This is a genomic window from Pseudomonas sp. GV085, assembly GCF_003050925.1.
GTDB lineage: Bacteria > Pseudomonadota > Gammaproteobacteria > Pseudomonadales > Pseudomonadaceae > Aquipseudomonas.
The window spans coordinates 31,247-56,393 of sequence record NZ_QAOV01000007.1; the positions used below are offsets into that span (position 1 = coordinate 31,247).

Consider the following 25,147-nt stretch of genomic DNA (forward strand, 5'->3'; position numbering starts at 1 on the left):
AAAAGTCATGGGTTGAATCACGGCGTAATGAGCCTCCTCTCAGGTGCGCTGCAAAAGGGTGACCGACACCGCCCGGCCCAGGGCGGTGCTATGTTGCAAAGCCGTGCGGGCACCAGCGATTTGCCTGCCGTCGGCCATGTCGCGCAGTTGCCAGACCAACTCGACCAGTTGCGCCAACCCGGTGGCACCCGGGGCGTGACCACGTCCCAGCAAGCCACCCGATGGGCACACCGCATTCATCTGTCCTTTCAGGCGGTGTCCTTGCTGCACGAATCGATCGATCTCGTCCTCCCGGCAAAAACCCAGTGCGGCGCTATTGATCATGAAGTCGCCGACGCTCTGGTCGTGCAGCTCAACCACGTCGATGTCTTCCGCACCGAGGCCCGCCTGCTGATAGGCCAGTTGCGCGACTCGCCGGGTGGTCACCCGACCGAGCACATCCAGCACGCACCCCGCTTCCTGCTCTGAAGCGCTGTCACTGCCCCTGACACTGGCCAGCACAGTGACGTCCGCCCGAGCGCCGAAGCGCAGGGCGAAGGCCGGGGTACAGAGCAGGATGGCCGCCGCACCGCAGGCGGGCGGGCACAGATAAGGCGCGAGACAGCCGTCGCGATCCGGCACGCGGTTCAACACGGCGTAGGGATTGCGCCCGGCCTGGGCCCGTGCCCGCTCAAGCACTTGATCGAAGCTGCTTTGAGCAATGCCCATGCGTGTCAATAACCAGCTGGTTTGGGCAGCGAACAGCAGCGCCGGTTGTTGTCGACGCTCGATGAAGCCGATGGGGTTCTCACCCTGCCCGACCTTTGCCGACTCATCGCGAGCGAGATCTTTCAAACCGAAAAACTCACGATTGGAAATGCCTGCCGGCATGCACTCGACACCCACCAACAGGACACATTCAGCCTGACCGCACAGCAGGCTATTGCGGGCCAACTGGAAAGCACTACTGGCCGACGCACAGCCATCGCCCAAGCTGAAAATCGGCATGCCCGAGTAGCCAATCTGCGACAACATCTGCTCGGCGATACCGGCTTCACCGTATACGCAGGAAGTAAACACCTGGTCGACCAGGTCATAGTCGATCCGCGCATCGGCCAGCGCCGCACGGATGGCTTGCCCCGCCAACGCCGCATGACTGTCAGAACCACCCAGCGGTAGAAACGGCACCATTGCTGCACCGGCGATCAGCACTTTTACAGACATGAACCTGCTCCCACTCGCCGATACGTCGGCGCTTTTGTGGGGTCAGACTATTGCGAAGTCGAAAAGCGCACCCCCCCATTGACTGGGGGGGCGATTGGATATCGGATGTGGGGGGGGATTGAAGGATGATCCGAACGGATCATCTCGGGTGGCGGGTTGGCATTAGCCCGCTGTCTCGAGAATTCCCAGCATGTATGCACGCGCGACTACATGCTGTCTTGTGCCGGCCTGGAATTTTCCAAACAGGTTTTTCAGGTGCCACTTCACGGTTTCCTCGCCGACATTCAGCGCCAGGGCGATTTGCTTGTTGGACAGGTTGCGAGCCAATAGCTGCAACACCTCGCGTTCCTTGGGCGTCAAGAGACGACTCGGGGACACGCTCAATGGAGTGGATTCGGGTCGCGCAACAGGTGCGGGCGTAGAGGTCGCCGCAAACAATGGGACCGTTTCACCCTGGAGCGTCTGCTCCCATTTGATCAGGTCCGGATGGGTGTCCTGCACCACGCGTAACATACCGTTTTCTTGCGCGAGGCTGACAGCCTCCAGCAAATGGTCAGTGCCGCCCTGTCCGGTTGCCCTGAGTGCCAGTGCCTTGAGCAGCTTGATCTGCACGATGTCTCGCCCACGACGCAGGTATTCGGCTGTTTCACTGACCTTGTCCAGCACCGCCAGCATAGCCTCCCAATCACGTTGGGCCAGTAAGGCATAAGCGTTGGCTACCCCGGCGAGCAAGTCCAGCTCCGGCCCCAGCAACCCTGCTCGCTCACGGGCAATGACCGGCGTGAAACTGTCCAGTCGTCGCCATAATGCCTGACAGGTATCGCTGCGTCCCTGCAAGGCATGCAGGCGTATTTGCTCTCCCAGGGAGGCAATGCAGAATCGTGGAATATTTCGCTCTTCTCCAAGGGCGAATAACGCCTCGAGCAGATCCTGCCCGCGATGCCCCTGCCCCTGGAGTGAGGCCAGTCGAGCGGCGGCGAGGAAACCCTGCACAATGGCATCGGGGGACGCCAATCGCTCAACGATATCCAGCCTGTTCGCCAGCACCATAGCGGATTCCTGAATTGCCCCCTGTTCCAGCAACACCGTCGCCAGAGCGCTCGCTAGAATGACCGCCACCGGACTACGCCGACCGATGTCCCGTTCGGCATGCAACAGGCTATCGTGCAGCGCAGTGCGCGCCGACACTATTCGACCCTCGTATAAATAAGCGAGACCGACCACCCACTCGCCATACCCGCGTATGGCATCAAGGCCAGGACTACCCGCGTAAATCGCTGCTCGCTGAAAGATTCGCCGGGCTTTCTCCGGTTGTCCCTGCAACAGCGTCAGCCGGGCGATCAGGTTCGCGACCAAGGCTTGCACCGTCATTGAGAATGAAGGCAATCGATCGACCCAAGGCATGATGAGCTCATGCGATTGATCCGGACGGTCCGCAAAGAAGGCGGCGGTGGCGGCGATGGCGGCCGCTTCACAACGTGTCGCCTCGTCGGCGGACGGATGCTGTTCAATCGCAGCAATCAATTGCGCCGCTTCTGCCTGACGCGCTCCCATTGCCAAAGTCCAGGCCGCCGCCAGGCAGATCCGCGGATGCGCCAACACGTCAGCGGAGCCAAGCTCCTCGACCCACTCCAGCACCCGGCTGAATTGCCCTTGCAACGCGACTTCGTACAGGCATTTGCCAATCAACGTATAGGCCGGCTGGGGCATGTCGGCCAACAGATATTGCCGGGCGGCCTGTTCCAGGAAACCGTGTTGTTCCAGCCACACGGCGCCGCGCCGGTGATAACCCTGACGTTCCTCCAACGGCAAGTCGGCAAAACGGCCGAGCAGAAATTCCCGCGCCAATGGATGGATGCGCACCCAGTCACTGTCGATACTTTCAACAAAAATCGGTGTCGAGGCACACAATTCCTTCAGCAATTCACCCGAGCGAGCGTTGCCCGTCAGTGCCTCGCATAACAGGGGCTGGACCATTTCCAACAAGGCAATGCCGGTCAGAAACCGAACCTGCTCCTCCCGAAGATGTGCGAGCAGACCGTCGACGAAATAGCGCTGGATATCACCCAGACAAGTCGACAATCCTTCGACTGCCGCACTCCGATTCGGGCTCTTCTCCAACGCCGAAATCGCTAATTGCAAGCCAAGCGGCCAGCCTTCGGTTATCTCGTGCAGGCGCATGCAGAGGTCGGCATCGACCCTTGCGCCGAAACGATCATTGAGGATGGCGACCGCCTCCTCCACATTCAGTCGTAAAGCCGCTGTCATGATCGTCGTGAAAAGCCCTCTTGCCGCGAGGTCCGCCACTTGCAGATTCAACCGTGTGCGAGAGGCCATGATGATGCGCAAATTGGCCGGCGCGTTGTGCAACAGGTACGTCAGGGAGTAACGGATCGTCAGCTCGGGCAGGGTATCCACTTCATCCAGAATCAATACGGTTTCGCTACCCAGATCGGCCACTTCCGCCAACCACTGCGTCAGCCCTTCCTGTTCGTCACGCCCCAATCCCGCAATAGGCTCGAATGCGCGGGCAAACGACGGCCGACCGCTGCCAATGGCCATGGCAACTCCCAGCCCCTGGACAAAACGCGCACCATCATCCTGTTCATCCAGCGTCATCCAGGCCACCACGGCGCCGTGAGACAAACATTCACGGCGCCATTGGGTCAGCAGAAAGGTTTTGCCGAAGCCTGCCGGCGCTTGAACGGCGATCACCACTTTGTCTGTCAGTTCCTGGGTATGAATACCCAGGCGGCTTCGCATCCGTGCTGATTTCTGACTACGCGGCGGCGTCGTTTTGAGGATCAGTTGGGGCTCTATGCAGTCCATTGTTTCAGACCTGAGTGGTTGAGAGACGCTTACCCAAGGAGCGTCTGAAGGTCCCTGGATACAGTTCCAAACGGCCGAACACTACCATGGAATAGTCCGAGGGCTTGAACTCCCGGTGCAATCCAACGCAAGCCGCTTGCGTACTTTCGGTGCAGTGACCTGCTCGCCACGCCAAAGCTCCGCTACCTTCCAGCCAGGGCTCTGTATTCGGCCGGTGTACTGGCGTGCGCAACCTTGAACGCTGCCGTCAGGTGGCTCTGAGAACTGAAGCCACACTCCAGTGCCACATGCAAAATAGGTAGATCGGTCTGCATGAGCAAATCACGTGCATGTTCCAGTCGTACATTCATCACATAGCGATGGGGCGGCATGCCCATGGCGCGCTGAAACAGCCGTCGGAAATGAGCCGGGCTGACACCCGCCTGGCCAGCCAGTGTGCTGATCGAGAGTTCCTGCCCCAGATGCTCGCGAATGAAGACCAGGACTGTATGCAGGCGCGCCAGATGAATATGCGGCGGATAAATACCTCTGCTCGCGTCAACGCGTAGCGCACGATACACCTGCTCAAGCATGACCATGGCCAACCTTGCCATGAACCCCTGATCAGCCCCTTTCCCAAGACTTAGCTCATCCATCAATTGCCGGGCCGCTGCGCTCACCAAACCATCACTGACGGGCAATGGTGCCTGCGCGCCAGCGCATAGCTCACGCAATTGTCGAAACACGCCATCAGTGCGCTCGGGCAGATAAAAAACCGCGAAATCAATGCTGCCGGAATAGTGCCATTGAGTGGCACAACCTGCAGGCAGCAGCATTGACAAGCGCGGCATCGATGTTGAGCGCAACTCGCCCCCTGCCCCCTCATCCGCCCGCGAGCCACCGAACTGGGTCAGCAGGGCCATGAAGTCAACGGGCGGGACGGTTAGATCAGTCGTATGCAGGAAATAGCGCTCCGCATACAAGGGGATGTCACTGCACACCAGGCCGCCCAGCAAGGGCAATCCCAGTGTTTCATGGACCTGTTGTTGCGGATTCATGGGCATCTCGGGATGAGCATATTTTGACAAATATGACCGCTTTTCAGGTGAGTTGTCGATGTCGGAAAGAACAATAATCAACCGAATTTCCGCCGCTCGCATCAGTGCGAGGCAGATCGATCACAACGCCAGGTGAGGCCTTCACAATGATCACATTGCACGAAACCCTGCGATTGCCTGCCGTCGGTCTGACTGGCTTTGAAACGCCGCTGACTGAAGAAGAGCGCGCCATACAGCAGGCGGTGCATCAGTTTGCCAAGCACGTACTACGCCCCATCGGCCACGAGCTCGACAAAATGAGTGCCGCCGACGTGTGCGCACCAGACTCACCATTCTGGTCGGTGTTTCAAGAGGCCGCCAAGCTCGGTATCGAGCCAACTTTCTTCTCTCAGTTCGAACCCCAGACCGCTGTTCGTCTTGAGTCACTGATCGGCGAGGAAATGGGCTGGGGCGATGCCGGCCTGGGGATTTCACTGGTTGTCTGCGGTGCGCCCTTGCAGATGGCCATGGCCGCCGGTAATCAGGAGCTCGTAGAGCTCTGCACCAACAAGATCGGCTGCTGGATGGTTACTCATCCAGACAAAGGCAGCGATCTGATGATCTACGACATGAAGCGCGAATGGCCGCCCGGGCAGGAAGGCAACAAGGGCAGCCTCTGCGCCAAAGTCGGCAAGGACGAGATCGTTATCAATGGCCAATGTTCGGCCTGGGTTTCAAACGGTGCCGTGGCGCAAGTCGCGCTGGCTCACATCACCGCTGACTATGGTGACGGCTACTTCGATGCCGATGGCCGACCCCACGGCGTCGCTGTGATCATCCCGCTCGACCTGCCCGGTATTTCACGCGGCAAGCCGCTGGACAAAATCGGCCAGCGCGCCCTGCCACAGGGTGAAATCTATTTCAGCAACGTGAAAATACCACGCCGCTTTGCCGTCGCCCTGAAAGATCAATATTACGGCAACCAATCCTCGGCCTGGTCCTACGCCGGTACGCACATGTCGCAGGTGTTCACCGGCGTTGCCCGCTCGGCCTTCGAAATGGCTTTGCAGTATTGCCATGAACGTAAACAGGGCGGCCAGTTGCTGATCGACCATCAGCTCACGCGCTACCGCCTGGGCGACATGATGCGACGCGTCGAACTGGCACGCGGCGTCGCTCGGCGGTCACTGGCCTATGCGCGTTTGTCACCGTGCGCGCACCCCTACGCGACAGCTTCAGCAAAGGTGACGGTCACCGAAGAGTGCATGAAGGTTGCCAACGAGGCGCTGCAGCTGTTCGGTGGCGCAGGTACCTCACGTGAGTACCCGATTGAAAAGATCTTCCGCGATGCCCGTTCTGCACTGATCGAGGATGGTGAGAACACCATCATCACGATGCGCGTTGGCCTCTTGTGCCAACAGCTCTATGCCGAAGGCTGGTCACAGAATTGATGTTTGCAGCTATCCAATAACCAAAAAACAAGAGACGCAAAAATGGCTAAATTCCCCGTAGTTGTCTATGGCGCCAGTGGCTACACCGGCATGCTGACCATGGACTGGCTGATCGACCAGAACATCCCCTTCACCGCTGTGGCGCGCGATGCCAAGCGTGCCCAGGAAATGATGGCGCAACGTGTGGTACGCCTGGAGTCCGCGACCTATGAAATCATCGAGGCCGAGCACAACGTCGAGTCGCTGAGCGCCGCCTTCAAGGGGGCCAAGGTTGTCTGCAACACCGTTGGGCCCTTCGTCAACTTCGGTCTGACCACCGTCGAGGCCGCGCTCAAGGCCGGCTGCCACCACATAGATACCACCGGCGAGCAAAGCTACGTACGTCAGGTTCGCGAGCAATTTGGCGAGCTCTATCGTCAGGCTGGCCTGCTGGTTTCGCCATCGCTGTCCTACATGTTCAGCTTCTCCGAGATCGCCGCCGAACTGGCGCTGGAAACCCCCGGCATCGACGTGCTGGAAACCGCCGCCCTGTGCCGCGGCCCGCGTGATGTCGCAGGGGTCAGCCTGGGCTCGGCGGCCTCGATTTTCGAATTGTTCCACAGGGAGCAGTTCTACCTGTGGGAAAACAAGCTGGTGCAGCACCCCGCTACCGCTTCGTTCAACATTGTCGACCCTAACTTCATGCAGCCGGTTTTCTGCCTGCCTTGGGGGGGAACCTCGCTGCCGATTTACTTCGAGCATGATCCGCGCGTGCGCGCCTGCACCTCCGCGGTCGGTTTCTACGACAACAACGTGATGCCGATGGTGCATGGTCTGAGCCAGAAGTGGGAAGCGGAATACAAGCACCTGTCCAAGGAGCAGCAGGACGCAGTGGTGAGGAGCCTGGTGGAGGCCACCACGCCGAGCATGCCGCCCCGCGAACGCACCACCTTGCAGCGCAGCGTCGACATCGCTATCGGCCGCGGCCACATGACTGCGGTGCGCGCTACCGTGCATGGCGTCACACCCTATATTTCCACCGGAGCCCTACAGGCCGCGGCGGCGGTCAAGCTGCTCGATGGCGACACCAACAAGGTCGGCTTCGCTTCCGGCTCCAAAGCTTTTGGACACCGCTATCTGCTCGGTTTCCTGGAAGAGCGCGGCCTGGCCCGTGCCACCGTTACCAAACTCTGATAACCGGCACAGGAACCACTTATGGCCATCATCGACTTTTACGACCGCGGCTGGGGCATCAACCCTGCCGGGGTCGCCTACATCCAGGGCGAGCGCTCTTACACCTTCAACGAAATCGGCGAGCTCTCGTGTCGCATCGCCAACAAGCTGCTCGCACTGGGCTTGCCGAAGGAAACCAAGGGTGCCGTCTGGTCAGGTAACGACGTCACCGCCTGGGCCTGCACACTGGGTCTATGGCGCGCCAACATGACCTGGATTCCAGTCAACGCGCGCAACTCCAGCGAAGAGAATCACTACATCCTCGACGCATTCGACTGCGAGGTGATGTTCTACCAGAACGACTTCGCGCCAATCATCACCGAACTACGGCCCAGGCTGCCGAAGATCAAACACTGGATCTGTATCGATGCCGATGCTGTCGATGCACCTTCGCTGGAGCTATGGAGCGCCGGTCAGCCGGCGAGCCGTCCCGAAGTCGCCTATGACATGGACGACGTGGTGGCGGTCTCGCCCACTGGTGGCACTACGGGCACGCCAAAGGGAGTGATGAACACCCACCGCAGCGTGCAGACGTTCATTGCCCACTTCATGCTGACCTGTGCTTATCGCAATGGTGAAAAGCCGGTGAATATGGCCGCTGCACCGATGACCCACACTGCCGGCCTGTTGGCCGTACCCTGCACGGCGCAAGGCGGCACTGTCGTGGTTATTACCAAACCCGATCCGGCATTGATGTTGAACGCCATTGCGCAGCACAAGGTCAGCGAGCTCTTTCTGCCGCCAACGGTGATCTACAGGCTGTTGGAAATTCCCGGTATCGAGAAACTGGACTTCTCCTCGGTGAAGTACCTGATGTATGGCGCTGCTCCGATGTCGGTAGACAAGCTGAAGAAAACTATCGAGATTTTCGGCCCGGTCATGACCGGCGGCTATGGTCAGACCGAAGCACCGGCCAGCATCGCCAACTTTCGTCCCGACGAGCATCTGGTGGGTGACCAATTCGCCGACGATGAACGCCTGTCCTCGGTCGGCCGCCCCAACCCGCTGGTGCGCGTCGAAGTGATGAGCGACACCCACCAGATCCTGGCGCGCGGTGAAACCGGTGAAATATGCGTGCGTGGCGACCTGATCATGAAGGGTTACTACAAGCAGCCGGAGAAGACCGCCGAGACCATCGTCGACGGTTGGCTGCATACCGGCGACATCGGCCATATCGATGCCGAAGGCTATCTGCACCTCACCGATCGCAAGAAGGACATGATCATTTCCGGCGGCTTCAACGTCTATCCCAGCCAGGTCGAGCAAGTGCTGTGGGGACATCCGGCCGTTCAGGACTGCGCCGTGATTGGCGTGCCCGATGAGAAATGGGGCGAGGCCGTCAAGGCCGTGGTCGAGCTCAACCCAGGCCAGGAAACCACCGAGCAGGAGCTTATCGAGCTGTGCAAAGCCAGGCTGGGCAGCGTGATGGCACCGAAGTCTGTCGACTTCACTACCAGCCTGCCACGCAGTCCGGTGGGCAAGGTGCTGAAAAAAGAACTGCGTCAGCCGTATTGGGAAAACGCAGCTCGCAAGATCTGACACAACCGGAGGGGTGCGAACTGGACACCGACCAACTGAATATAAGGAATTTTCAATGAGCAATATCTATATCGCCGGCATCGCCATGACCGTCTTCGGTCGCCACACCGAACGCAGCCTCGACGACTTGGCACGCGAAGCTTTCCAGGGCGCATTGAAGGACGCCCACTGCAGTGCCGCCGATCTCGATATCGCATTTTATGCCGGCATGACCAATGGCCCATTGCAAGGCCAGCTCTCGATCCCCGGTCAAGTCGTGTTCAGCAAGATCGGTATTCAAGGCATTCCTATCTATAACGTCGAGAATGCCTGCGCTTCGGGTAGCTCAGCCTTCAATCTGGCCGTGCAAAGTCTCAAGGCCGGTACGGCCAGTATCGCGCTGGCGTTGGGTGCGGAAAAGATGAACATCCCGGATAAACTGAAAGCCCTCTCGCTGTTCGAGGCTGGATGGGATGTTTCTCGCGCCGAAGAGAATTACCAGATATTGGTGAAAATGGGCGAAGGCGTGGTGCCGCCCGCCGGGTCGGAATCGGACAAGCCTTACAGCAAATTCATGGCCATCTATGCCGCATTATGCCGTCAGCATATGAAAACCTACGGCACCACGCAGCGTCAGATCGCAGCGGTGTCGGCGAAAAACCACACCCACTCGGTCCATAACCCTTACTCGCAATTTCGCAAAGCCTTCGGTATCGACGAAATCCTTGCCGCCCCTCCGATCACCTACCCACTGACCCTGCCGATGTGCGCGCCTCTGTCGGACGGTGCGGCAGCAGCCATCCTGTGCACCGAGGAAGGACTCGCACGCATCGGTGCCGACAGGAGCCGCTGCATCAAGGTAGCGGCCAGCGTCATCCGTAGCTTCAGCCACCGTCGGCTCGATCAGCCGGAACTGAACGTCGGTCACCTGGCAGCTAACCTGGCTTATGAACAGGCGGGCCTGGGGCCGCAAGACATGCATGTCGCCGAAGTCCATGACGCCTCGGCGATGGGCGAAATCATTCAGGTCGAAAACCTGGGCCTGGTCCCGTTCGGTCAGGGCGGACCTGCGGCTGAACGTGGCGAATTCACGCTGGGCGGGCGCATCCCTGTCAATACCTCAGGTGGCCTGGAATCGAAAGGACATCCACTCGGCGCTACCGGGATCGGCCAGCTCTACGAACTGGTGACGCAACTGCGCGGGGAGGCTGGCGCACGCCAGGTACATGGTGCACGCCACGCAATCCAGGAGAACGGCGGCGGTTTGCAGGGCATTGAGGAGGCAGCCGTCGCGATCCACATTCTCAGCAAATAGTGCTTGTCAGAAAAAATGTGTAGCGGCGAAACCAATCAAAACAAAAAGGATAAAAACATGTTCCAAGACAAAGTAGTCGTCATCACTGGCGCAGGATCCGGCATTGGTCGGGAGTTGGCTATCCAGATGGCGCAAGCTGGCGCACATGTCGCCCTGTCGGACATCAACCAGGTGGGTCTCGACAAAACCATGAAGCTATTGCCTGACGCCAGCAACGCGAAAGGTTACCTCCTGGACGTATCGTCCTGGGACGCCTTCCAGGCCCATGCTGACGAGGTGAAGCGCGATTTTGGCACGGCGCACTTCGTCATCAATAACGCAGGCGCCGCAGTCATCGGGACAGTTGCCAACACCTCCATCGATGAGTACGAGTGGCAACTCGGTATCAACCTGTGGGGCGTGTTGTACGGTACCAAAGCGTTCCTGCCGATGATGCAGGCCCAGCGAGAAGGCTGCATCGTCAACATTTCCAGCGTATTTGGCCTGGTGGGTTTCCCGATGCAAAGCGCCTACAACATGTCGAAGTTCGCCGTACGTGGTCTGACCGAAGCATTATGGTCGGAACTCGAAGGTAGCGGTGTACGCGCCGTGTGTGTGCACCCCGGAGGAATCCGAACCAATATCGAGAAGTCCGGACGACGTTGTAAAGCCGCCGGTAGTACAGAAGAAAAGTTCAAAGCGCTTGCCGACAAGATGCTGCTGACGCCGCCGCAGGATTGTGCCGGCGACATCATCAGGGGGCTGCGCAACGGAACCAAACGCATTATCACAGGGAACAAGTCGAGCACCTTGTTCTGGATAAGCAGGCTGTTCCCCAATAGCTATCCGGCATTGCTCAAGCTGCTTGGCTGAGACCCAAAAGTTGCAGGATGTCTCTGCGTGATGCGAGGCGTCACCACCTCTCAGGAACGATCCCATGACCGACAGTTATACCCGCAAGCTGTTTATTTCTGCCGCTTGTTTCAACGTACTCGCGGGCCTTCCACTACTCGTAGCCCTACAACCGGTAGCTGCACTGTTGGGGCTGCAAATTACCCCCACCTCAACCCTCTTCATTCAACTCACCACGTGCCTGGTTATCATATTCGGCTGGGCCTATTGGATGATCGCTCGCGATCCGCTGCACTATCGCCCCTACATCCTGCTCGGGATAATCCTGAAAGTACTGTTTGTCGTGGTGGTTTATGGCCACTGGCTGGCGGGCAGCATCCCGTGGCCATTGCCAGTAGCGGCATCGGGTGACATCGTCTATGCATTACTGTTCTGGCGCTATTACCAGCATGCCGAGCGTTGAACGGTTGCGGTAGGGACGGCAGTTACCTGCCGCCCCCCCGCTCAGATCCGTACGTGCGGAACTTACGTGCGGAACTACCGCATACGGCTCCTGCCTCGTGTATGTGACGCGGCTTCATCATCGACGCAAGTTACGAGGATGTCTGGCTATCCCACCTTGCGCGATCACACGACGTAACCGCACGTAGTCCGCTTCGGCATGTCGAATGGCGTAGCCTATGTTCTGAAATGGGTCGTATGGTCAATGAGTCGTTTAGGAGCTGTTCCCGTTGAAATCCGATTTAATTGACCCAGACACAAAGTATGCAAGCGCGGCAGACCCTGCCCTCGGCCATATTCCGAACGATCTGATAGCGGCTATCCAGAATGTGTACAAGCCGGCGGGAATGCAATTGACGGATCAGGCTCTGCGCGAGGCTGAGAGTGCCGAGTATGGTGCCTCCCGCTTTGGCCTCGACGGACACTCCATTGTCTTCCGTGTGGCTAAAACAACGCCGACGAAGATTGGACAGTTCGTCACAATATGGAAGCGCCCGACGTCAGGCAGCACCATTGCGCCTCTCGATGTCGATGACGGCGTAGCCTTTGTTGTGGTGAGTGTGTTCGATGCAACGCATCGCGGACAGTTTGTTTTCGACCAGAAGATACTGGTATCAAAGGGCATCATGGCGATTAACGGTAAAGGCGGTAAACGCGCCATCCGCGTTTATCCACCTTGGGTCAAACCCGTCGCCAAAGAGGCCGTTAGGACACAACAATGGCAACTACGATACTTCCTTCCTCTTGAACAAAGCGCAAGCGCCGATCCCGTGCAGGTGCGTCGGCTATTTGAAGTTCAAGATCCTTATCCGTCATTACCGGCAAAGGAGCAGTCATACCCGCAGGAATTACAGCACCCTGGGTCGGAGAAGACTGGGGGGCGCGCGTCATCCGTCGGCTAGTGCTCACCGGTAGCCGACCAACGCCATTGCGAATAGCTCGGAAATCAAACGGCTGCTTGCAATTGGCAAGCAGCCGCAAGTTCGCGTTACTTCGATGCCACCACTGCCGGTGGCTGCCAGCTACCGCTGCCTGCGGGAAGAATCGAAGGCGCCGTGGCCTTCGGCCAATAGAGGCGCATCACCAGATAGACCGTGTCGTCAGGCGCCGGCAACCAGTTGGCCTCCTTGGCCTTGCCCGGCGAATCCTTCTGGATGTACAGGGTCAGCGAGCCATCCGCGTTCTTCTTCATCGCCGACAGCATCGGCGAATTGATCAGGTAGCGGTTGAGCGGGTTCTTGATCAGCAGCTGGCTCTTGCCGTCGTACATGGTCACCGACCAGAAGGCATTGACCGGCGGCAGTTTGCCGGCCGGGAAGGTCAGCGTGTAGTTGCGCTTGCCGGTATCGAGCGTCTGGCCGCTGCCGTCGGTGCGCGTGTAGGGGTACGTCGCCTCGGTGGCGTCGTTGCCGTACAGACCGCCCTTCGCGGCGCCAGCCCGCATCAGCCAGTCGCTTTTGTAGAACGCCTGGTCGCCGAAGAACGCGCCGACGTTCCAGCCGTTGATGTTCTTCATGCCGCTCGCGAGGAACTTGTCGACCTGCTCGTCGCCGGCCTTCATCCCCAGCAGGATCGCGGCCTTGTGCTCGAGCGAGAGGTCCTTGAATTCGAAGCTGCGACCGGGGCCTACGCCGATGCTGGCCAGCTTCGCCCGGATCGCCTTGTCCTCAGCCGATGGCGGCACATACTCCAATGCGGCCGACAGGTACTCAAAGAAGTTGGCCTTGATGCCCTCCGTGGTGGCCGGCACGAAAGCGATTTTCGGCGCAGCGGGCGGCGCGGGTTGATGGAGGAAGGCGGACAGCGGCTGGATCTTGTAACCCGCCTGCAACTTCACGACATTCGGCATGTCGGCCGGATTGAACAGCTGGGTGCGGATCAGCGTCAGTGCGAAGGGCGTCGTGGAGCTGAACACCTTGTCGATGCCTGGCGGTGTCGCCCCCTTCCAGTCGGGACCTGCGATCAGATAGCTCCCGGCCGCGCTGGCCGTCGCCCGGCTGCCGATGTAACCGTAGTTATAGGTGTTGCCGTCGATCAACTGCACCGAGTAGTAACGTTTTTTGGAGACGGCCGGCACCGTGATCACCAGCGGCTCGGCGCGCAGGTCGGCCCAGAGTATCGAGTACGGGGTGTCGCTGTTGGGCGTAATGACGGCCGTATCGGCGGGAGTAGAAACCCGATGCTCGTTGTACAGCTGGTTGAAGGGGGCCTTGAACTGGCTGGAGCTGGCGTCCACCGCGAATTCGTTCATCACGGCGTAGTTCATGACCAGCGGCAAGCCGTAGATAAAGCCTTCCTCGGCGATCGCCTTGGTCTGCTCCAGACTCGGCGCGGCCACGCCCTTGGCCACATCCGCCTTGTCGGCCTGCGCGATCGGATCGTTCTTGCCCGCACACCCCGCGAAAAGCGTTGAACCCACGACGACGACCGCCGCAGCCATGGTCCAGCCCCTGTTAAACTTCCTGTTCATTTTCACCTCAATAGCCATGGGCGCATTGCTGTCGTGAGTAGTCATGTGGTCATGGCTTCGCTTATTGATATTTTTAATTCTTTAGCGTAAAGCGGCTTGTACCTGGGCCTCTCTTGATGGACCCATGTTTAAATACCGAGGCGTCTGCAAAACCCGAAGTGATTCGCACCGACCAGAGTTGCGCAGAAGCCCCAAATAACCTTAACTGCCTTGCGGTACTACTCGGGCATCATTGCCAGAACCTTCGATGTAAACGTTCATGCCTTTACCCAAGGACGGATTGATCGGCTGAGTCACCGATACCAACACGCCGTTTCTTACTCGCACGATGATCTGTTGTGCCTCTATCGGTTGGTCATACTTTTTCTTTTCTGCGTAATTACCGCCCGCAGCACCGGCGAGTGCACCGGCAACCATGGCGACATCACGGCCGGTGCCATGACCAATCAAGCTGCCGATAGCGAGACCACCGAGGCCGCCGAGTACGGCGCCGACGCCACTGTCATGATTGGTCTGCATCTGCGCCAACGATATCTGCTCGATCTTGCCTGAGCGGATCTCGGTTTCACCGGCACCGCCATCGGTTGATCCTACGACGGAGCAGGCACTGACCAGCACAGTCATCAACGTGACCGTCAACCTGAACAGGATTGATTTCATTGCGGTATACCTCGTTATTGGTGTTTAACTTGCGAAGTTGAATCGTTTCCATGTCACGAACCCACTGATCGTCCGGGCATCGACAGATGCACAAGCGCTTAACGCAAGTACACTGGCGAGCGATGCAAAAAGTAACGGTCTTTGCAATCTAAAGGGTCGAAGCGATGAATAGCGGCCCATGTCAGCAATCCTGTGCTTGAGCACTTTTGAACCGCCAATGGCTATTGGCGATTCAAACGAAACTTAACTGCGGATGAACGCCCAAAGATCGACGTTCAATTTGTCGATTGCAGCCTTGAAGTCCTTGGCGGTGACCTGCTGGCTTTCGTTTTCCAGTGTCGTGCCAAACACCTTGCGCACCATTTTGGCCACGGTCTGGTTGGTTTTCGCATCGATGAGCTCGGCCTCGATGAACAGGTTGGTGTCTTGGTCGCGGTGACCGGTGGCGGCCTGTGTCGCGCCGACAACGGCCGCAACGGGTACGACTTCATACCATTTCATGCCTTCGTTGGAGGCACTGACCCCGGTAATTGCCGCCCGCATGATCAGGGCCCGGGAACCCGCCGGGGCGGATGAGGAGTTGGACACTACACGGTATTTCTGACTCAACGTGGTATGAGCCTTGCTGCTCATGTAGTTCTGAATGTCGGTCAGCGTCTGTTGATTGACTCGCTCATTAGGCTTGGGCGCTGGGTAGAACTCCAGCTTGTTGAACACCACCGTGTCGTAAGCATTCGAACTCCAGGACGGACTGGTCCAGCGCATCACTGTTCCACCGCTGGGTGTTTTGACTTCCTGCAGGTTGTTGTAGTTGTCCAGGAAGCCGGAATACTGGGTTTGCTCAGTGACTTTCGAGGTACAACCGCTCAACAAGACGCCGGTCAGTGCAGCACCGATCAGCAAATTTCGGGATAGATTCATAGTGGTGTTTACTCCTTGGATGAAATCGTCGTTCTTTCGTTTAGAAGACATCAGAATCGCCAGGTCATGTTGCCGGCCAAGGCTTGAAGATGGTCGAGGGGCCTTGGGCACGGGCGGCGGCACCGGCGTTGGCGAGGCCGGCGTTATCGGTGCCGATTTCGTAGAGCATGATGCCGCCGGCCCAGGCTTGCTGGCAGCACAGGGCAAGTAGCGCAGAGGCGGGCAAAATCGCTGTTCTGGTATTCATGAATCATCCTTGATAGATACCACTTTGGATTAAGTGGTCGATCGCCCCCCCCCCCCCGGGGGCATCAATAAGCCGCCACGCGCAGTCTCAACCCCAACTAACCATAGACTAGTTGTGGCGGTTTATGGCCACTGGCTGGCGGACAGCATCCCTTGGCCATTGCCGGTGGCGGCATCGGGTGACATCGGGTGACATCGGGTGACATCGGGTGACATCGGGTGACATCGTCTAAGCATTACTGTTCTGGCGCTATTACCAGCGTGCCGAGCGTTGAACTACGCAGAGAAAAGAACACACCGATAAGCAATTGACCGAAAAGCAGCTTCCAGTTGTGGAGGTAGCTGCGGGATTGGAGGGGGCGTCCATTTCATGGCCAAAATCACAATCAAAGAACTCGAGTCGCTGACCATCAACGATGCCGGCCGCATCCTCCGGGAGGATGGCAATCTGGCCGCTCGAACCTCCTTGCGTAAGGACAGCGCGTCGGTCAGCCGTTTCTATCGCTATCGTTGAGGCGATCAGAACAAAGAGTACGCCCTCGGGTCCTGGCCGCGCTTTGCTCCCTTCCTCGCGGGTGGGGATTATCCACGCTGAGTCGAAGCAGATCCGACTCATCACCCACCGTGAGAGCCAAATCTTTTCTTGTGGGTAAAGTCCAGGTAACGAGCAGCACAGTGACAGCACCGGACAAGGCAATTACAATTTGATTAACATCTAGCGACTTGAGCGATTGAATACCCCCATGGAAAGCAAGACTGCGCGCCTCACTGTGCTCATTGATCCCGTCAAGAAAAAAGCTTTCGAGGAACTCTGTGCGGCACAAGACCTGACGTCTTCACAGGTTGTCCGCCAACTGATTCGTGACTACCTGGACACCCACGGTGCCAGCTATTCGACCAAGAGCAAGCATGCCGCCAGCACCAAGTCATGACCTGACACGGGCGGTAAGCCTTTAGAGGGTCGACGGACCCTCTGCAATACTGACCGCGCTAGCCAGCGCGGTGTTGAAGTCGGCGTGGTAATGCTCCGTGCCGATTGCTTGCAAGATACCCACCCTATCGAGTTTGTGGAGCACCTTCGCGTTCGCTTCGCAGAGTTTCACCACGATATTGCGCTTGTGCAGTTGCTGAATGACCTCCTCCAGCACCTGCAAGCCAGTGATATCCATGAACGGTACACGCTTCAAGCGAATGATCAGCAGACGTGGATCGGTATGGGTCTGTGCCAAGACACGCTCGAAGGTCTCTGCCGCGCCAAAGAACAATGGCCCTTCAATCGTATAAATCAATGTCCCTGGCGGCAGACGAGTGTGCCCATTGGCCCTCAGCTCTTCTTCCAGCTCGTGCTCGACTACCTGTTGCACCTCCACAGATGAGGCCATGCGGCGCAGGAAGTGCAGCATCGCAAGAATGACGCCTATATTCACGGCGATCACCAGGTCACTGAACACTGTGAGGCTGAACGTGATGAGCAGGATAGCTACGTCTGCGCGTGGGGCCCGCTGGATCATGCGCTTGAAGTGCTTCAACTCGCTCATGTTGTACGCGACCACGAAAAGAATGGCGGCCAGGGAGCACAGTGGGATGTTTGAGGCCAGAGGCGCCAGAAACAGAATGATAAGCACCAACGTGACCGCATGCGTAATGCCGGCCAGCGGGCTCGTGCCGCCGTTACGGATATTGGTTGCAGTACGGGCAATGGCTCCGGTCGCTGCGAAACCGCCAAACAATGGCGTGACCAGATTAGCCACTCCCTGACCGATCAGTTCCTGATTGGAGTCGTGCTTGGTGCCTGCCATGCCATCGGCCACCATTGCGGACAGCAGTGATTCGATTGCTCCAAGCATGGCGATAGTGAACGCCGGACCAATCAAGTCGATGACGCGAGACAACGTGATTTCAGGCAGGCTCAACGCTGGAAGGCCTTGAGGTATTCCCCCAAATGCGCTGCCGATCGTGGCTACCCCCTCGAAATGAAAGGTTGACTGTATCGCTGTAGCGACCGCCATTGCGACCAATGGGCCAGGTAGCCGTTTGAGTCCGGGGACTTTGGACGCGGTGATGACCAGGAAAAGACTAAGTACCGCCAGCAGGCTCGTGGCCATGTGAAGATCCGGGAGCGCCTGGAGCAAATGCCAGAGCTTTTCATGGAAATGCTCTCCACTGATCTTCGGTAAACCGAAAAAGTCTTTCCACTGTCCGACCCAGATGATCACGCCGATGCCCGCAGTGAATCCGACTATCACCGGGTCAGGGATAAACTTGATGATTGCACCGAGGCGGGCTATCCCCAGCAATAACAGCATGGCCCCCGCCATCATCGTGGCGATTTGCAAACCGTCAACACCGTGCTTGGCGGTGACCCCCGCCAAAATCACGATGAACGCACCTGTCGGCCCCGCAATCTGCAAGCGGCTTCCGCCAAAGAGTGAAACCAGCAGGCCACCGATGATTGCGGTGTAGACGCCTTGCTCAGGTTTGACCCCGGATGCAATGGCAAACGCCATGGCAAGGGGGAGCGCCACGACCCCGACGATCACGCCAGACACCAAATTGCGGAGCCAATGCTCTCGCCTCAACAACCCCGCCTTCCATGCCTCACCTATCGCAATCATGGCTAGCCCCTCAGTGGATGCATGTGCATAATATTAACATACAGTGATAATTGAAATGCCCTTGATCCACCGCTTCGTGCGGTTGGAGATGTCTATAGTTAACGTTCAGATGGAGCTGGGCGGGCATGCACTGCAAATAGAGAATCTTGAAAGCGCGTGTAGCGTGGTGACTGACATGAATCGTAAAGCTGTGAGAAGCAAACACGCCGAAGGCGTGACCTTTGACACCCATGTGATCGCGAATCCGACCAACCCCAAGGAGTGGATCGTGTTCTTCAAGAAGGACGCCGGGAGAAGTTATTTCCTGGTTGATGACAATGAGGAAGTCGAGTCTTTCGGGCATCTGGATGACCTGATCGCCGAGCTTCGAGACTTGGGCCTCAAGACCGCTGAAATCCATTTCTAAAAATCATGGCTGATCGGTACAGGCAGACTGAACCTCGCCCTCATACCTGCCTGTTTGTTCTACATGACGGATCCGATTGAACTCGGGACCTCCGGTAAAAAAGCCGGGCAACTCAATCGCCGGTCAGATAAGCGTGCAACTACACGGGAGTGGCTGCTTCTGGCCGATTCTGTTGAAAACAGTCGGCCTGCCCAAACTCCCTGATCTTTGACTGGTGAAGACGCTTTTTTTGCACACTGCTACGTGAAATCCGAGCCCGGAAGCCTCTGCCGAAAGTAAAGATTTCAATCTCGGACGCATACTTTTCTACTGCGCAAACCATGGTCGACTTTTCAACAGAATCGGCCAATAGCCGACGGTGACGGCAGGCAAAACTCGACCCTGATCGGCCAGTCGCGCATCGACGACATTGTGGGAAACTCCATGTTATTGAGCTCGTTTGACGACTACTCGTCCATTCATCCACGAAGGCTCTACTTCGACGGTCGTTAGAAAACAAAAAGAATTCATTAGGTTTTAATGCGGGCAAGCCTGTCCGCCCCCTCGATATTGGCAATGCCGGTGATAGGCTGCGACGGCGCCTAACAGTACCTCTCCAGCGGCAAGGACTCGAATCTGATAGAGGCTTACGTCTCTATTGCTTCTTCTAGCGCCCCCCCTTTGCGCCACGCATAGATCCTCGCCGATTGTTCGAGTGGCCTAATTGATACGGCAGCGAACCGGCAACTTTTTTGAAGGGAAAAGTTGCCCATAGCCGGCGCCATCACATCCAGGAAATTGGCACATTCGATGCCAGTTCTAATTACCGTAACGAGTGTTGCGTTAAATAGGCCTGGCTGCTAGGATCAATCTCACCTTAGTAAAATTTCGTGGGAGAAAGCCGCTATGCAAGACTCTCTGCGCAAGGCACTCCAGGAAGACGGAGCAGTCCTGATCAAAGGACTTCTGAGCGAGGAGCAACTAGCTCAGTGTCGGACTGCCTATGACTGGGCAGTCGAGAACCACGGCCCCAACGCGTTTCGAATGTTCGATGGGACCTTGCAGCAGTCGCACGTCGACAACGCCAATCCGCTCGCCAAGGAGCGCCTGGAGGAATTGGTGTCTTCCCTCCCCTTTGGCCAGTTGTTCGCACACCTCTGGGGTTCCGAAAACGTCTGGTATTTCGCCGAGGAAGTGTTCCTCAAGGCCGGCGGACGCGGTTCGCGCACACTCTGGCATCAGGACACCTCTTATTTGCCCTGGGCCGGCATGCATTGGGGCAATGCATGGATCAGCTTCGAATCCGTTCCCAAGCAGAATGCATTGGAGATCATTCGCGGCTCACACCGCGGAACGCGTTTTGATGGCACCACCTTCCTCGACCCGAACGACCCAACCCAACCCTTGCATGGAGGCGGCACGCTGCCACGCCTTCCCGATATCGAGGCTGAGCGCGAGCAGGCGCCCGATGCGTACGAAATTCTGTCGTGGGCAACGGAGCCCGGGGATGTGGTCGTGCTCCATCCCGGCTCGCTACACGGCGGCGCGCCGGTCGACGAAGTCTTCCCGGATCGCCACACCTTTGTCTTCCGCTTCTTTGGTGACGACGCAACCTTTAACCCCCTGCCGGACCACAGTGATGCGGGTTATCCGAAGGAAGGCGTTCTCTTCACCGAAGAATTGATGACCTTGAAGCCGGGAGAACCCTTCCGTCACCCCACCTTCCGCCAGCTCGTATGATCGGAGATCAAGCAATGAGTACCCAGAACCTGAAACGGCAAACCATCACCCCTCCCCAATCCCAAGTGTTCTACGATAACTATCACTTTCCGCAAGCGACGCGTGTCGGGGACATGATCTGGGTTTCCGGCCAGGTCGGAATCGACGCCACAATGACACCGGGCAACGGTATCGAAGAGCAGGCGCACCTAGCCTTCCAAGGCTTGAAAATCGCCCTTGAGGCGGCGGGCGCGACCCTGGCGGATGTTGTCGAGCTGATGACATTTCATACTGAGCTTCAAGCTGACACGCACGCATTCATCCAGGTCAAGCACCAGTACTTCCCCGACCGGTATCCGTCATGGACCGCCATCGGCATCTCGCAACTGGCCCTTCCCGGGCTTCGCGTGGAAATTCGCGCCGTTGCGGTCGTGGGTTGCGGCGAAAGCTGATTTCACAAAAACATCGCGCCTCAGGTTGCCGAGGCGCGCGTCATGCCCTCTCTACCCCATCACAACAAGAGCAAGGACTACCCATGGCTACCCTTATCGTGAGCTACCCCTTAACCGAAGATGCGAAATTCGACCGGGAGTACTACCTTTCCACCCACATCCCGCTTGCGCGCTCCGCATGGGGTGAGTTTGGACTGCAATCGGCCGAGATCCTGTTTCCGGCCGTCGGTCCGCAGCCCTTGGCAGGCCTGGTGATTCTGCGCTTCAACAATCAGACCGGAATCGATGCCGCGCTCACCTCCCCCAGGACGGCTGAGGTTCTCGGCGACATGGCGAATTTCACCAATATCGCTCCAGTGATCTTCCGCGCGGACGACTGATGCATCGCGCGGCTCTCCCGAAGGCCGCTGATGCGCCCTTCGGGAGAGCCCCGGTATCGAGTCTTGCATGGGTGCTTTCTTCTAATAAATTCCATATGCTGAGCCGCTAATAGCAGGTTGCAGCTTTTTCATTGCAACTGTTACTCCGATCAATTGAGCCAGCGAAAATTACCCATTTCCTATGCCTGATTCACGACCCCAGCCTCCCATGAACAGAAGCTCTCAAGCGATTGATAGCGAATCCGAACCGGTCTCCCGCCGGGGTCGGCCCGTAGGCGACCACAAGGCGAAACGGGCCGAGTTGCTGGCAGCGGCGATCGCGGTGATCGCACGCGAGGGCTATGCCGGAGCTTCGATGCGCAAAGTGGCGCAGCACGCCGGGTGCACGACGGGAGCGGTGACCTACTACTTCGCAAACAAGGAGGAGATGATCACCGCTGTCGCACAGAGCCTGTTCGACCAGATCGATACTTTGCTGGAGAACAACCAGGAGCGGATCGATATCAAGGCTCTCATCGAACAATGGCTCGACTGGACGAACACCGACGAGCCGGACGCATGGCTCGCATGGCTCCAATTGCTTGGCTACGCAAGGCACGAACCGGCTTTCGCCGGCGTCATCAAGCAACGATATGCAAGGTTCCGCCAGGTATTTACATCGGTACTGGAGAGAGGGCAAAGCCAAGGCATAATCCGCGACGATATCCCCGCCGAACTGCTCGCCGATCAGCTCAGCGCGATCAGCGATGGATGGATGATGATGTTGCCGATCGAACCTGAACGGTTCGGTTCGAGCCGAGGTCAATCCCTTCTCGATGCCCTCATGACCTTGATCACTCCACCCCAACCGCAAAAACCATCTTCCAAGAGAAAGGCAGTCGCCAAGTAAAGCAGTTGACGCGCGCAGCCGAGTTGGCCTTCACGGGCAGCGCGCTTCTCCAGAATCATCAGGTCAGGGCTGCGCACCGCGCTTTCTTGCAATGGCCATTAATTGGCACCGGCTGCCATGTTCTGACCGCCCTATCCAGCAGGCCACCTGCCCTTATCATGCCGCGGCCCACCCCACCGGCGCCAAGGCCTGCGTCGTCCTCCACCCTCCTTAAAACCAAACGCCTTCTATTCTGCTTTGCACGGTTTCAAATGTGCTGTATTTTTACATAACAACTGTTATGTAAAAATACACAATAGATATGACAGAGGCGAAGATGGATTCAGATAACGATGAATTGTCGCTGCCAGCGCGCCAGCGACGCTTGCTGCTTCAGGCGATTGGAAGCGCCACCTTGATCGGAGGGATCGCGCTGAGCGGGCGGGCCACGGCTCAGGTGCTACATGCTGGCCAGGACGACATCCTTGACGTAGCCATCATCGGGGCAGGACTGGCCGGCCTGACTTCGGCGCGGGACCTGCGCCGCGCTGGCTGCGAGTCCTTCGTCGTACTTGAGGCCCGGGACCGTGTCGGTGGGCGCACCTACAACCACGACCTGGGCAAAGGCGTTGTGTCGGAAGCCGGCGGCGAGTGGATCGGCCCCGGCCAGACGGCCATCTTCGACCTGGCCCGTGAACTCGAGATCGACACCTTCCCGACCTGGTACCAGGGCAAAAACGTCTACCTGGTGGGTGACGCCAAATTCGAGCAGGACCTGACCAAAGGCCAGAACTCCAATGCCTCGATAGTCGAGAAGCTGAATGAACTGGCACGGGGAGTGCCTAGCAAGGAGCCATGGACCGCGACGGATGCGGCCGCCCTGGACAAACTGTCGGTCGGGGAGTGGCTTGCGCAGCAGGGAGTCAGCAATGAGAGCAAGCTCGGCTTCGATACCTCCATCGGCCTGACAACGGGTACCCCTCCCTCAGTCCTGGCGCTGTTGCACTACTTGTCCCTCATCAATTCCGCCGATTGCCGCATGGAAAAACTCGAGGGGTTCAAGGGCGGCGCCCAGGAAACTCGCTTCGTCGGCGGCTCACAGATCCTCAGTATCAAGATGGCGGAGGCACTGGGTGACAAGGTCAAATTGTCCTGCCCGGTGCGCAAGATCGTCGGCTGGGACCAAGATGTGGTCGAACTGCATACCGACCAGGGCGTCATTCGCGCCCGACAGGTCATTGCTGCGCTGCACCCGGCCTTGTGCAACCAGATCAGCTTCGATCCGCCCCTCCCCGACGGGCGGGCGCAGTTACAGCGCCGCTGGCCGTCCCATGCCCCCATGCGCAAGACCGTGCATGTCTACGAGCGTCCGTTCTGGCGGGACAAGGGCCTGAACGGCCAGATCACGCAAGCCGACGGACCGCTGATCCTGTCCTATGACAACTCGCCCCCGGATGGCAGCGTCGGTGTCCTCAGCGCCTTCGTCAGAAGCGGCCAATTGCCCCACGATGCCAACGCCGCCCAAAGCACCCTGTCAGCCATCTATGCGCGAGCAATGGGCGATGAGGCGCTGCACCCCATCCAGTTCCACGACCACGACTGGGGCAAAGTCGATCCCTGGACCCTCACCTGCGTTGCGTCGATACCACCCGGTTTTCTGACCAAATGGGGTCAGTACCTGAAACCGTCGGCCGGCCGTCTGATCTGGTCGGGCACTGAAACGGCCGATCTCTGGGCCAGCTCGATGGATGGTGCTATCCGTGCCGGCCACCGGGCAGCACTCGAGGCGCTCCAGGCGCTGGTTCAACGCCGGAGGCGCGTGTGATGAAGCGAGCATTTGTGATTGGGGCGGTCGTAACTGTGGCGGCCCTGGCGGTATCGAGCGTGATATATGGCCCGGAGATGGTGGCGGGCTATCGCTTCATGGACGCCCTCGACCAGCATTATGCCAACTACGAGGCCAATGGCGGTGCCTGGCCACAGATCCAGGATTCCTGCGCACTTTGCCACGGCGCCAATGGCCAGCCCCGGGACGCGCAGTATGCTTCCCTGGCCGGTCTACCCGCGCCATATATCGAAGCCCAGTTGCACGCCTTCGCCGAAGGGCGTCGACACAGCCCGCAAATGAGCCCGCTCGCGGCCAATCTGACTGCAGATCAAATCAAGTCCCTGGCGGACTATTTCGCGCGTCAGCAGCCGGAAGGGACAGAGGCCCCCAGCCGCGATGAACCGCTGGAACAACGCGGACAAGCCACAGTCGCGACCAGGGGATGCGCCGCCTGCCATGGCGAGGGTCTGTCGGGCGGCCCGCTCGCTCCCCGCATTGCGGGCCAGGGCGAACGCTACTTGATAGACCAGCTCACCGCCTTCAAACAGGGGCAACGCAAGGACCCCAGCCAGGTCATGAACGCCATGACCAGCACACTCTCGGAGGAGGAGATCAGGGCCACGGCCCACTTCCTGGCCAACCAGACGCCAACTTCGCCCCCGAGAGCCAAGTAATCCGTTGTTCGTGAAGGTGGGCATGGACGCTCACCTGCCCCACATTCCCATTC

Annotated in this window: 22 protein-coding genes and 2 pseudogenes; 16 read left to right on the forward strand and 8 right to left on the reverse strand. The window is 58.4% G+C overall.

Annotated elements, in window-relative coordinates; translation table 11 throughout:
- Positions 1-39: 39 nt before the first annotated feature.
- The 3 genes from C8K63_RS16035 to C8K63_RS16045 form a co-directional block, all read right to left on the reverse strand.
- On the reverse strand, positions 40-1,203 hold the full coding sequence (locus tag C8K63_RS16035) for an acetyl-CoA acetyltransferase (RefSeq protein ID WP_108217611.1): 1,164 nt from the start codon (positions 1,201-1,203) through the stop codon (positions 40-42).
- 162 nt (positions 1,204-1,365) lie between these two features.
- A complete protein-coding gene (locus C8K63_RS16040) occupies positions 1,366-3,966 on the reverse strand; it encodes a LuxR C-terminal-related transcriptional regulator (RefSeq protein ID WP_256594956.1) in 2,601 nt (866 codons plus the stop codon).
- Positions 3,967-4,214: 248 nt separating this feature from the next.
- Entirely contained in the window at positions 4,215-5,150 is a 936-nt protein-coding gene (locus C8K63_RS16045) for a helix-turn-helix domain-containing protein (RefSeq protein ID WP_223531352.1), read from the reverse strand.
- Between the two features lie 65 nt (positions 5,151-5,215).
- Between C8K63_RS16045 and C8K63_RS16050 the strand changes: the two genes are divergently transcribed.
- The 7 genes from C8K63_RS16050 to C8K63_RS16080 all read left to right on the forward strand — a co-directional run bounded on the left by C8K63_RS16050 (position 5,216) and on the right by C8K63_RS16080 (position 12,778).
- On the forward strand, positions 5,216-6,499 hold the full coding sequence (locus C8K63_RS16050; RefSeq protein ID WP_108217613.1) for an acyl-CoA dehydrogenase family protein: 1,284 nt from the start codon (positions 5,216-5,218) through the stop codon (positions 6,497-6,499).
- A 42-nt stretch (positions 6,500-6,541) separates the two neighbouring features.
- Positions 6,542-7,672 (forward strand): trans-acting enoyl reductase family protein, encoded by a 1,131-nt coding sequence (locus C8K63_RS16055; protein WP_108217614.1) that lies wholly within the window; start codon positions 6,542-6,544, stop codon positions 7,670-7,672.
- A 21-nt stretch (positions 7,673-7,693) separates the two neighbouring features.
- On the forward strand, positions 7,694-9,250 hold the full coding sequence (locus C8K63_RS16060) for a class I adenylate-forming enzyme family protein (RefSeq protein ID WP_108217615.1): 1,557 nt from the start codon (positions 7,694-7,696) through the stop codon (positions 9,248-9,250).
- Positions 9,251-9,305: 55 nt separating this feature from the next.
- On the forward strand, positions 9,306-10,544 hold the full coding sequence (locus C8K63_RS16065; RefSeq protein WP_108217616.1) for a thiolase family protein: 1,239 nt from the start codon (positions 9,306-9,308) through the stop codon (positions 10,542-10,544).
- Between the two features lie 57 nt (positions 10,545-10,601).
- A complete protein-coding gene (locus C8K63_RS16070) occupies positions 10,602-11,396 on the forward strand; it encodes an SDR family oxidoreductase (RefSeq protein ID WP_108217617.1) in 795 nt (264 codons plus the stop codon).
- Between the two features lie 64 nt (positions 11,397-11,460).
- Entirely contained in the window at positions 11,461-11,838 is a 378-nt protein-coding gene (locus tag C8K63_RS16075) for a hypothetical protein (protein WP_108217618.1), read from the forward strand.
- Between the two features lie 268 nt (positions 11,839-12,106).
- Positions 12,107-12,778 carry a MepB family protein gene (locus C8K63_RS16080; RefSeq protein ID WP_108217619.1) on the forward strand — a complete coding sequence of 224 codons (672 nt, stop codon included), beginning with the start codon at positions 12,107-12,109 and terminating at the stop codon, positions 12,776-12,778.
- A gap of 86 nt (positions 12,779-12,864) precedes the next feature.
- On the opposite strand, the gene C8K63_RS16085 is transcribed toward C8K63_RS16080, so the two are convergent.
- The 4 genes and pseudogenes from C8K63_RS16085 to C8K63_RS16100 form a co-directional block, all read right to left on the reverse strand.
- Complete coding sequence (locus C8K63_RS16085) at positions 12,865-14,346, reverse strand: DUF1254 domain-containing protein (protein WP_371920767.1); 1,482 nt, start codon at positions 14,344-14,346, stop codon at positions 12,865-12,867.
- 201 nt (positions 14,347-14,547) lie between these two features.
- Positions 14,548-15,006 carry a glycine zipper 2TM domain-containing protein gene (locus tag C8K63_RS16090; protein WP_108217621.1) on the reverse strand — a complete coding sequence of 153 codons (459 nt, stop codon included), beginning with the start codon at positions 15,004-15,006 and terminating at the stop codon, positions 14,548-14,550.
- A gap of 243 nt (positions 15,007-15,249) precedes the next feature.
- Complete coding sequence (locus C8K63_RS16095) at positions 15,250-15,927, reverse strand: DUF3313 domain-containing protein (RefSeq protein ID WP_108217622.1); 678 nt, start codon at positions 15,925-15,927, stop codon at positions 15,250-15,252.
- A gap of 88 nt (positions 15,928-16,015) precedes the next feature.
- A pseudogene (locus tag C8K63_RS16100) lies at positions 16,016-16,174 on the reverse strand (transporter); the annotation flags it as partial.
- Positions 16,175-16,543: 369 nt separating this feature from the next.
- Between C8K63_RS16100 and C8K63_RS30485 the strand changes: the two are divergent.
- Positions 16,544-16,684, forward strand: a pseudogene (locus C8K63_RS30485) (integrase); the annotation flags it as partial.
- A 232-nt stretch (positions 16,685-16,916) separates the two neighbouring features.
- Positions 16,917-17,105, forward strand: a complete 189-nt coding sequence (locus tag C8K63_RS16105) for a ribbon-helix-helix protein, CopG family (RefSeq protein ID WP_095077032.1) — start codon at positions 16,917-16,919, stop codon at positions 17,103-17,105.
- A 21-nt stretch (positions 17,106-17,126) separates the two neighbouring features.
- On the opposite strand, the gene C8K63_RS16110 is transcribed toward C8K63_RS16105, so the two are convergent.
- Positions 17,127-18,788 carry a SulP family inorganic anion transporter gene (locus tag C8K63_RS16110; RefSeq protein WP_108217623.1) on the reverse strand — a complete coding sequence of 554 codons (1,662 nt, stop codon included), beginning with the start codon at positions 18,786-18,788 and terminating at the stop codon, positions 17,127-17,129.
- Between the two features lie 175 nt (positions 18,789-18,963).
- Between C8K63_RS16110 and C8K63_RS16115 the strand changes: the two genes are divergently transcribed.
- From C8K63_RS16115 to C8K63_RS16150, 7 genes are all read left to right on the forward strand, one after another.
- The gene (locus C8K63_RS16115) at positions 18,964-19,194 is read left to right on the forward strand and encodes a hypothetical protein (protein ID WP_177413253.1); all 231 of its coding nucleotides are present in this window, start codon (positions 18,964-18,966) and stop codon (positions 19,192-19,194) included.
- Positions 19,195-20,079: 885 nt separating this feature from the next.
- Positions 20,080-20,913, forward strand: a complete 834-nt coding sequence (locus tag C8K63_RS16125) for a phytanoyl-CoA dioxygenase family protein (RefSeq protein WP_108217626.1) — start codon at positions 20,080-20,082, stop codon at positions 20,911-20,913.
- A gap of 14 nt (positions 20,914-20,927) precedes the next feature.
- A complete protein-coding gene (locus C8K63_RS16130; protein WP_108217836.1) occupies positions 20,928-21,344 on the forward strand; it encodes a RidA family protein in 417 nt (138 codons plus the stop codon).
- Between the two features lie 83 nt (positions 21,345-21,427).
- Positions 21,428-21,724, forward strand: coding sequence for an EthD family reductase (locus C8K63_RS16135; protein ID WP_108217627.1), 297 nt, complete (start codon positions 21,428-21,430; stop codon positions 21,722-21,724).
- A 208-nt stretch (positions 21,725-21,932) separates the two neighbouring features.
- The gene (locus tag C8K63_RS16140) at positions 21,933-22,613 is read left to right on the forward strand and encodes a TetR/AcrR family transcriptional regulator (protein WP_223531332.1); all 681 of its coding nucleotides are present in this window, start codon (positions 21,933-21,935) and stop codon (positions 22,611-22,613) included.
- A gap of 316 nt (positions 22,614-22,929) precedes the next feature.
- Complete coding sequence (locus C8K63_RS16145) at positions 22,930-24,417, forward strand: FAD-dependent oxidoreductase (protein ID WP_108217629.1); 1,488 nt, start codon at positions 22,930-22,932, stop codon at positions 24,415-24,417.
- Entirely contained in the window at positions 24,417-25,094 is a 678-nt protein-coding gene (locus tag C8K63_RS16150; RefSeq protein WP_108217630.1) for a c-type cytochrome, read from the forward strand. The genes C8K63_RS16145 and C8K63_RS16150 overlap by 1 nt, the downstream gene beginning before the upstream one ends.
- Positions 25,095-25,147 lie beyond the last annotated feature (53 nt).

Bases quoted from the DNA above. Each gene is read 5' to 3' on its own strand.
- C8K63_RS16110 (WP_108217623.1), bottom strand. From the start codon at position 18,788: ATGATTGCGATAGGTGAGGCATGGAAGGCGGGGTTGTTGAGGCGAGAG.
- C8K63_RS16065 (WP_108217616.1), top strand. From the start codon at position 9,306: ATGAGCAATATCTATATCGCCGGCATCGCCATGACCGTCTTCGGTCGC.
- C8K63_RS16050 (WP_108217613.1), top strand. From the start codon at position 5,216: ATGATCACATTGCACGAAACCCTGCGATTGCCTGCCGTCGGTCTGACT.
- C8K63_RS16150 (WP_108217630.1), top strand. From the start codon at position 24,417: ATGAAGCGAGCATTTGTGATTGGGGCGGTCGTAACTGTGGCGGCCCTG.
- C8K63_RS16075 (WP_108217618.1), top strand. From the start codon at position 11,461: ATGACCGACAGTTATACCCGCAAGCTGTTTATTTCTGCCGCTTGTTTC.
- C8K63_RS16105 (WP_095077032.1), top strand. From the start codon at position 16,917: ATGGAAAGCAAGACTGCGCGCCTCACTGTGCTCATTGATCCCGTCAAG.
- C8K63_RS16125 (WP_108217626.1), top strand. From the start codon at position 20,080: ATGCAAGACTCTCTGCGCAAGGCACTCCAGGAAGACGGAGCAGTCCTG.
- C8K63_RS16130 (WP_108217836.1), top strand. From the start codon at position 20,928: ATGAGTACCCAGAACCTGAAACGGCAAACCATCACCCCTCCCCAATCC.
- C8K63_RS16040 (WP_256594956.1), bottom strand. From the start codon at position 3,966: ATGCGAAGCCGCCTGGGTATTCATACCCAGGAACTGACAGACAAAGTG.
- C8K63_RS16115 (WP_177413253.1), top strand. From the start codon at position 18,964: ATGAATCGTAAAGCTGTGAGAAGCAAACACGCCGAAGGCGTGACCTTT.
- C8K63_RS16145 (WP_108217629.1), top strand. From the start codon at position 22,930: ATGGATTCAGATAACGATGAATTGTCGCTGCCAGCGCGCCAGCGACGC.
- C8K63_RS16060 (WP_108217615.1), top strand. From the start codon at position 7,694: ATGGCCATCATCGACTTTTACGACCGCGGCTGGGGCATCAACCCTGCC.
- C8K63_RS16095 (WP_108217622.1), bottom strand. From the start codon at position 15,927: ATGAATCTATCCCGAAATTTGCTGATCGGTGCTGCACTGACCGGCGTC.
- C8K63_RS16055 (WP_108217614.1), top strand. From the start codon at position 6,542: ATGGCTAAATTCCCCGTAGTTGTCTATGGCGCCAGTGGCTACACCGGC.
- C8K63_RS16090 (WP_108217621.1), bottom strand. From the start codon at position 15,006: ATGAAATCAATCCTGTTCAGGTTGACGGTCACGTTGATGACTGTGCTG.
- C8K63_RS16035 (WP_108217611.1), bottom strand. From the start codon at position 1,203: ATGTCTGTAAAAGTGCTGATCGCCGGTGCAGCAATGGTGCCGTTTCTA.
- C8K63_RS16140 (WP_223531332.1), top strand. From the start codon at position 21,933: ATGAACAGAAGCTCTCAAGCGATTGATAGCGAATCCGAACCGGTCTCC.
- C8K63_RS16070 (WP_108217617.1), top strand. From the start codon at position 10,602: ATGTTCCAAGACAAAGTAGTCGTCATCACTGGCGCAGGATCCGGCATT.
- C8K63_RS16085 (WP_371920767.1), bottom strand. From the start codon at position 14,346: ATGAACAGGAAGTTTAACAGGGGCTGGACCATGGCTGCGGCGGTCGTC.
- C8K63_RS16135 (WP_108217627.1), top strand. From the start codon at position 21,428: ATGGCTACCCTTATCGTGAGCTACCCCTTAACCGAAGATGCGAAATTC.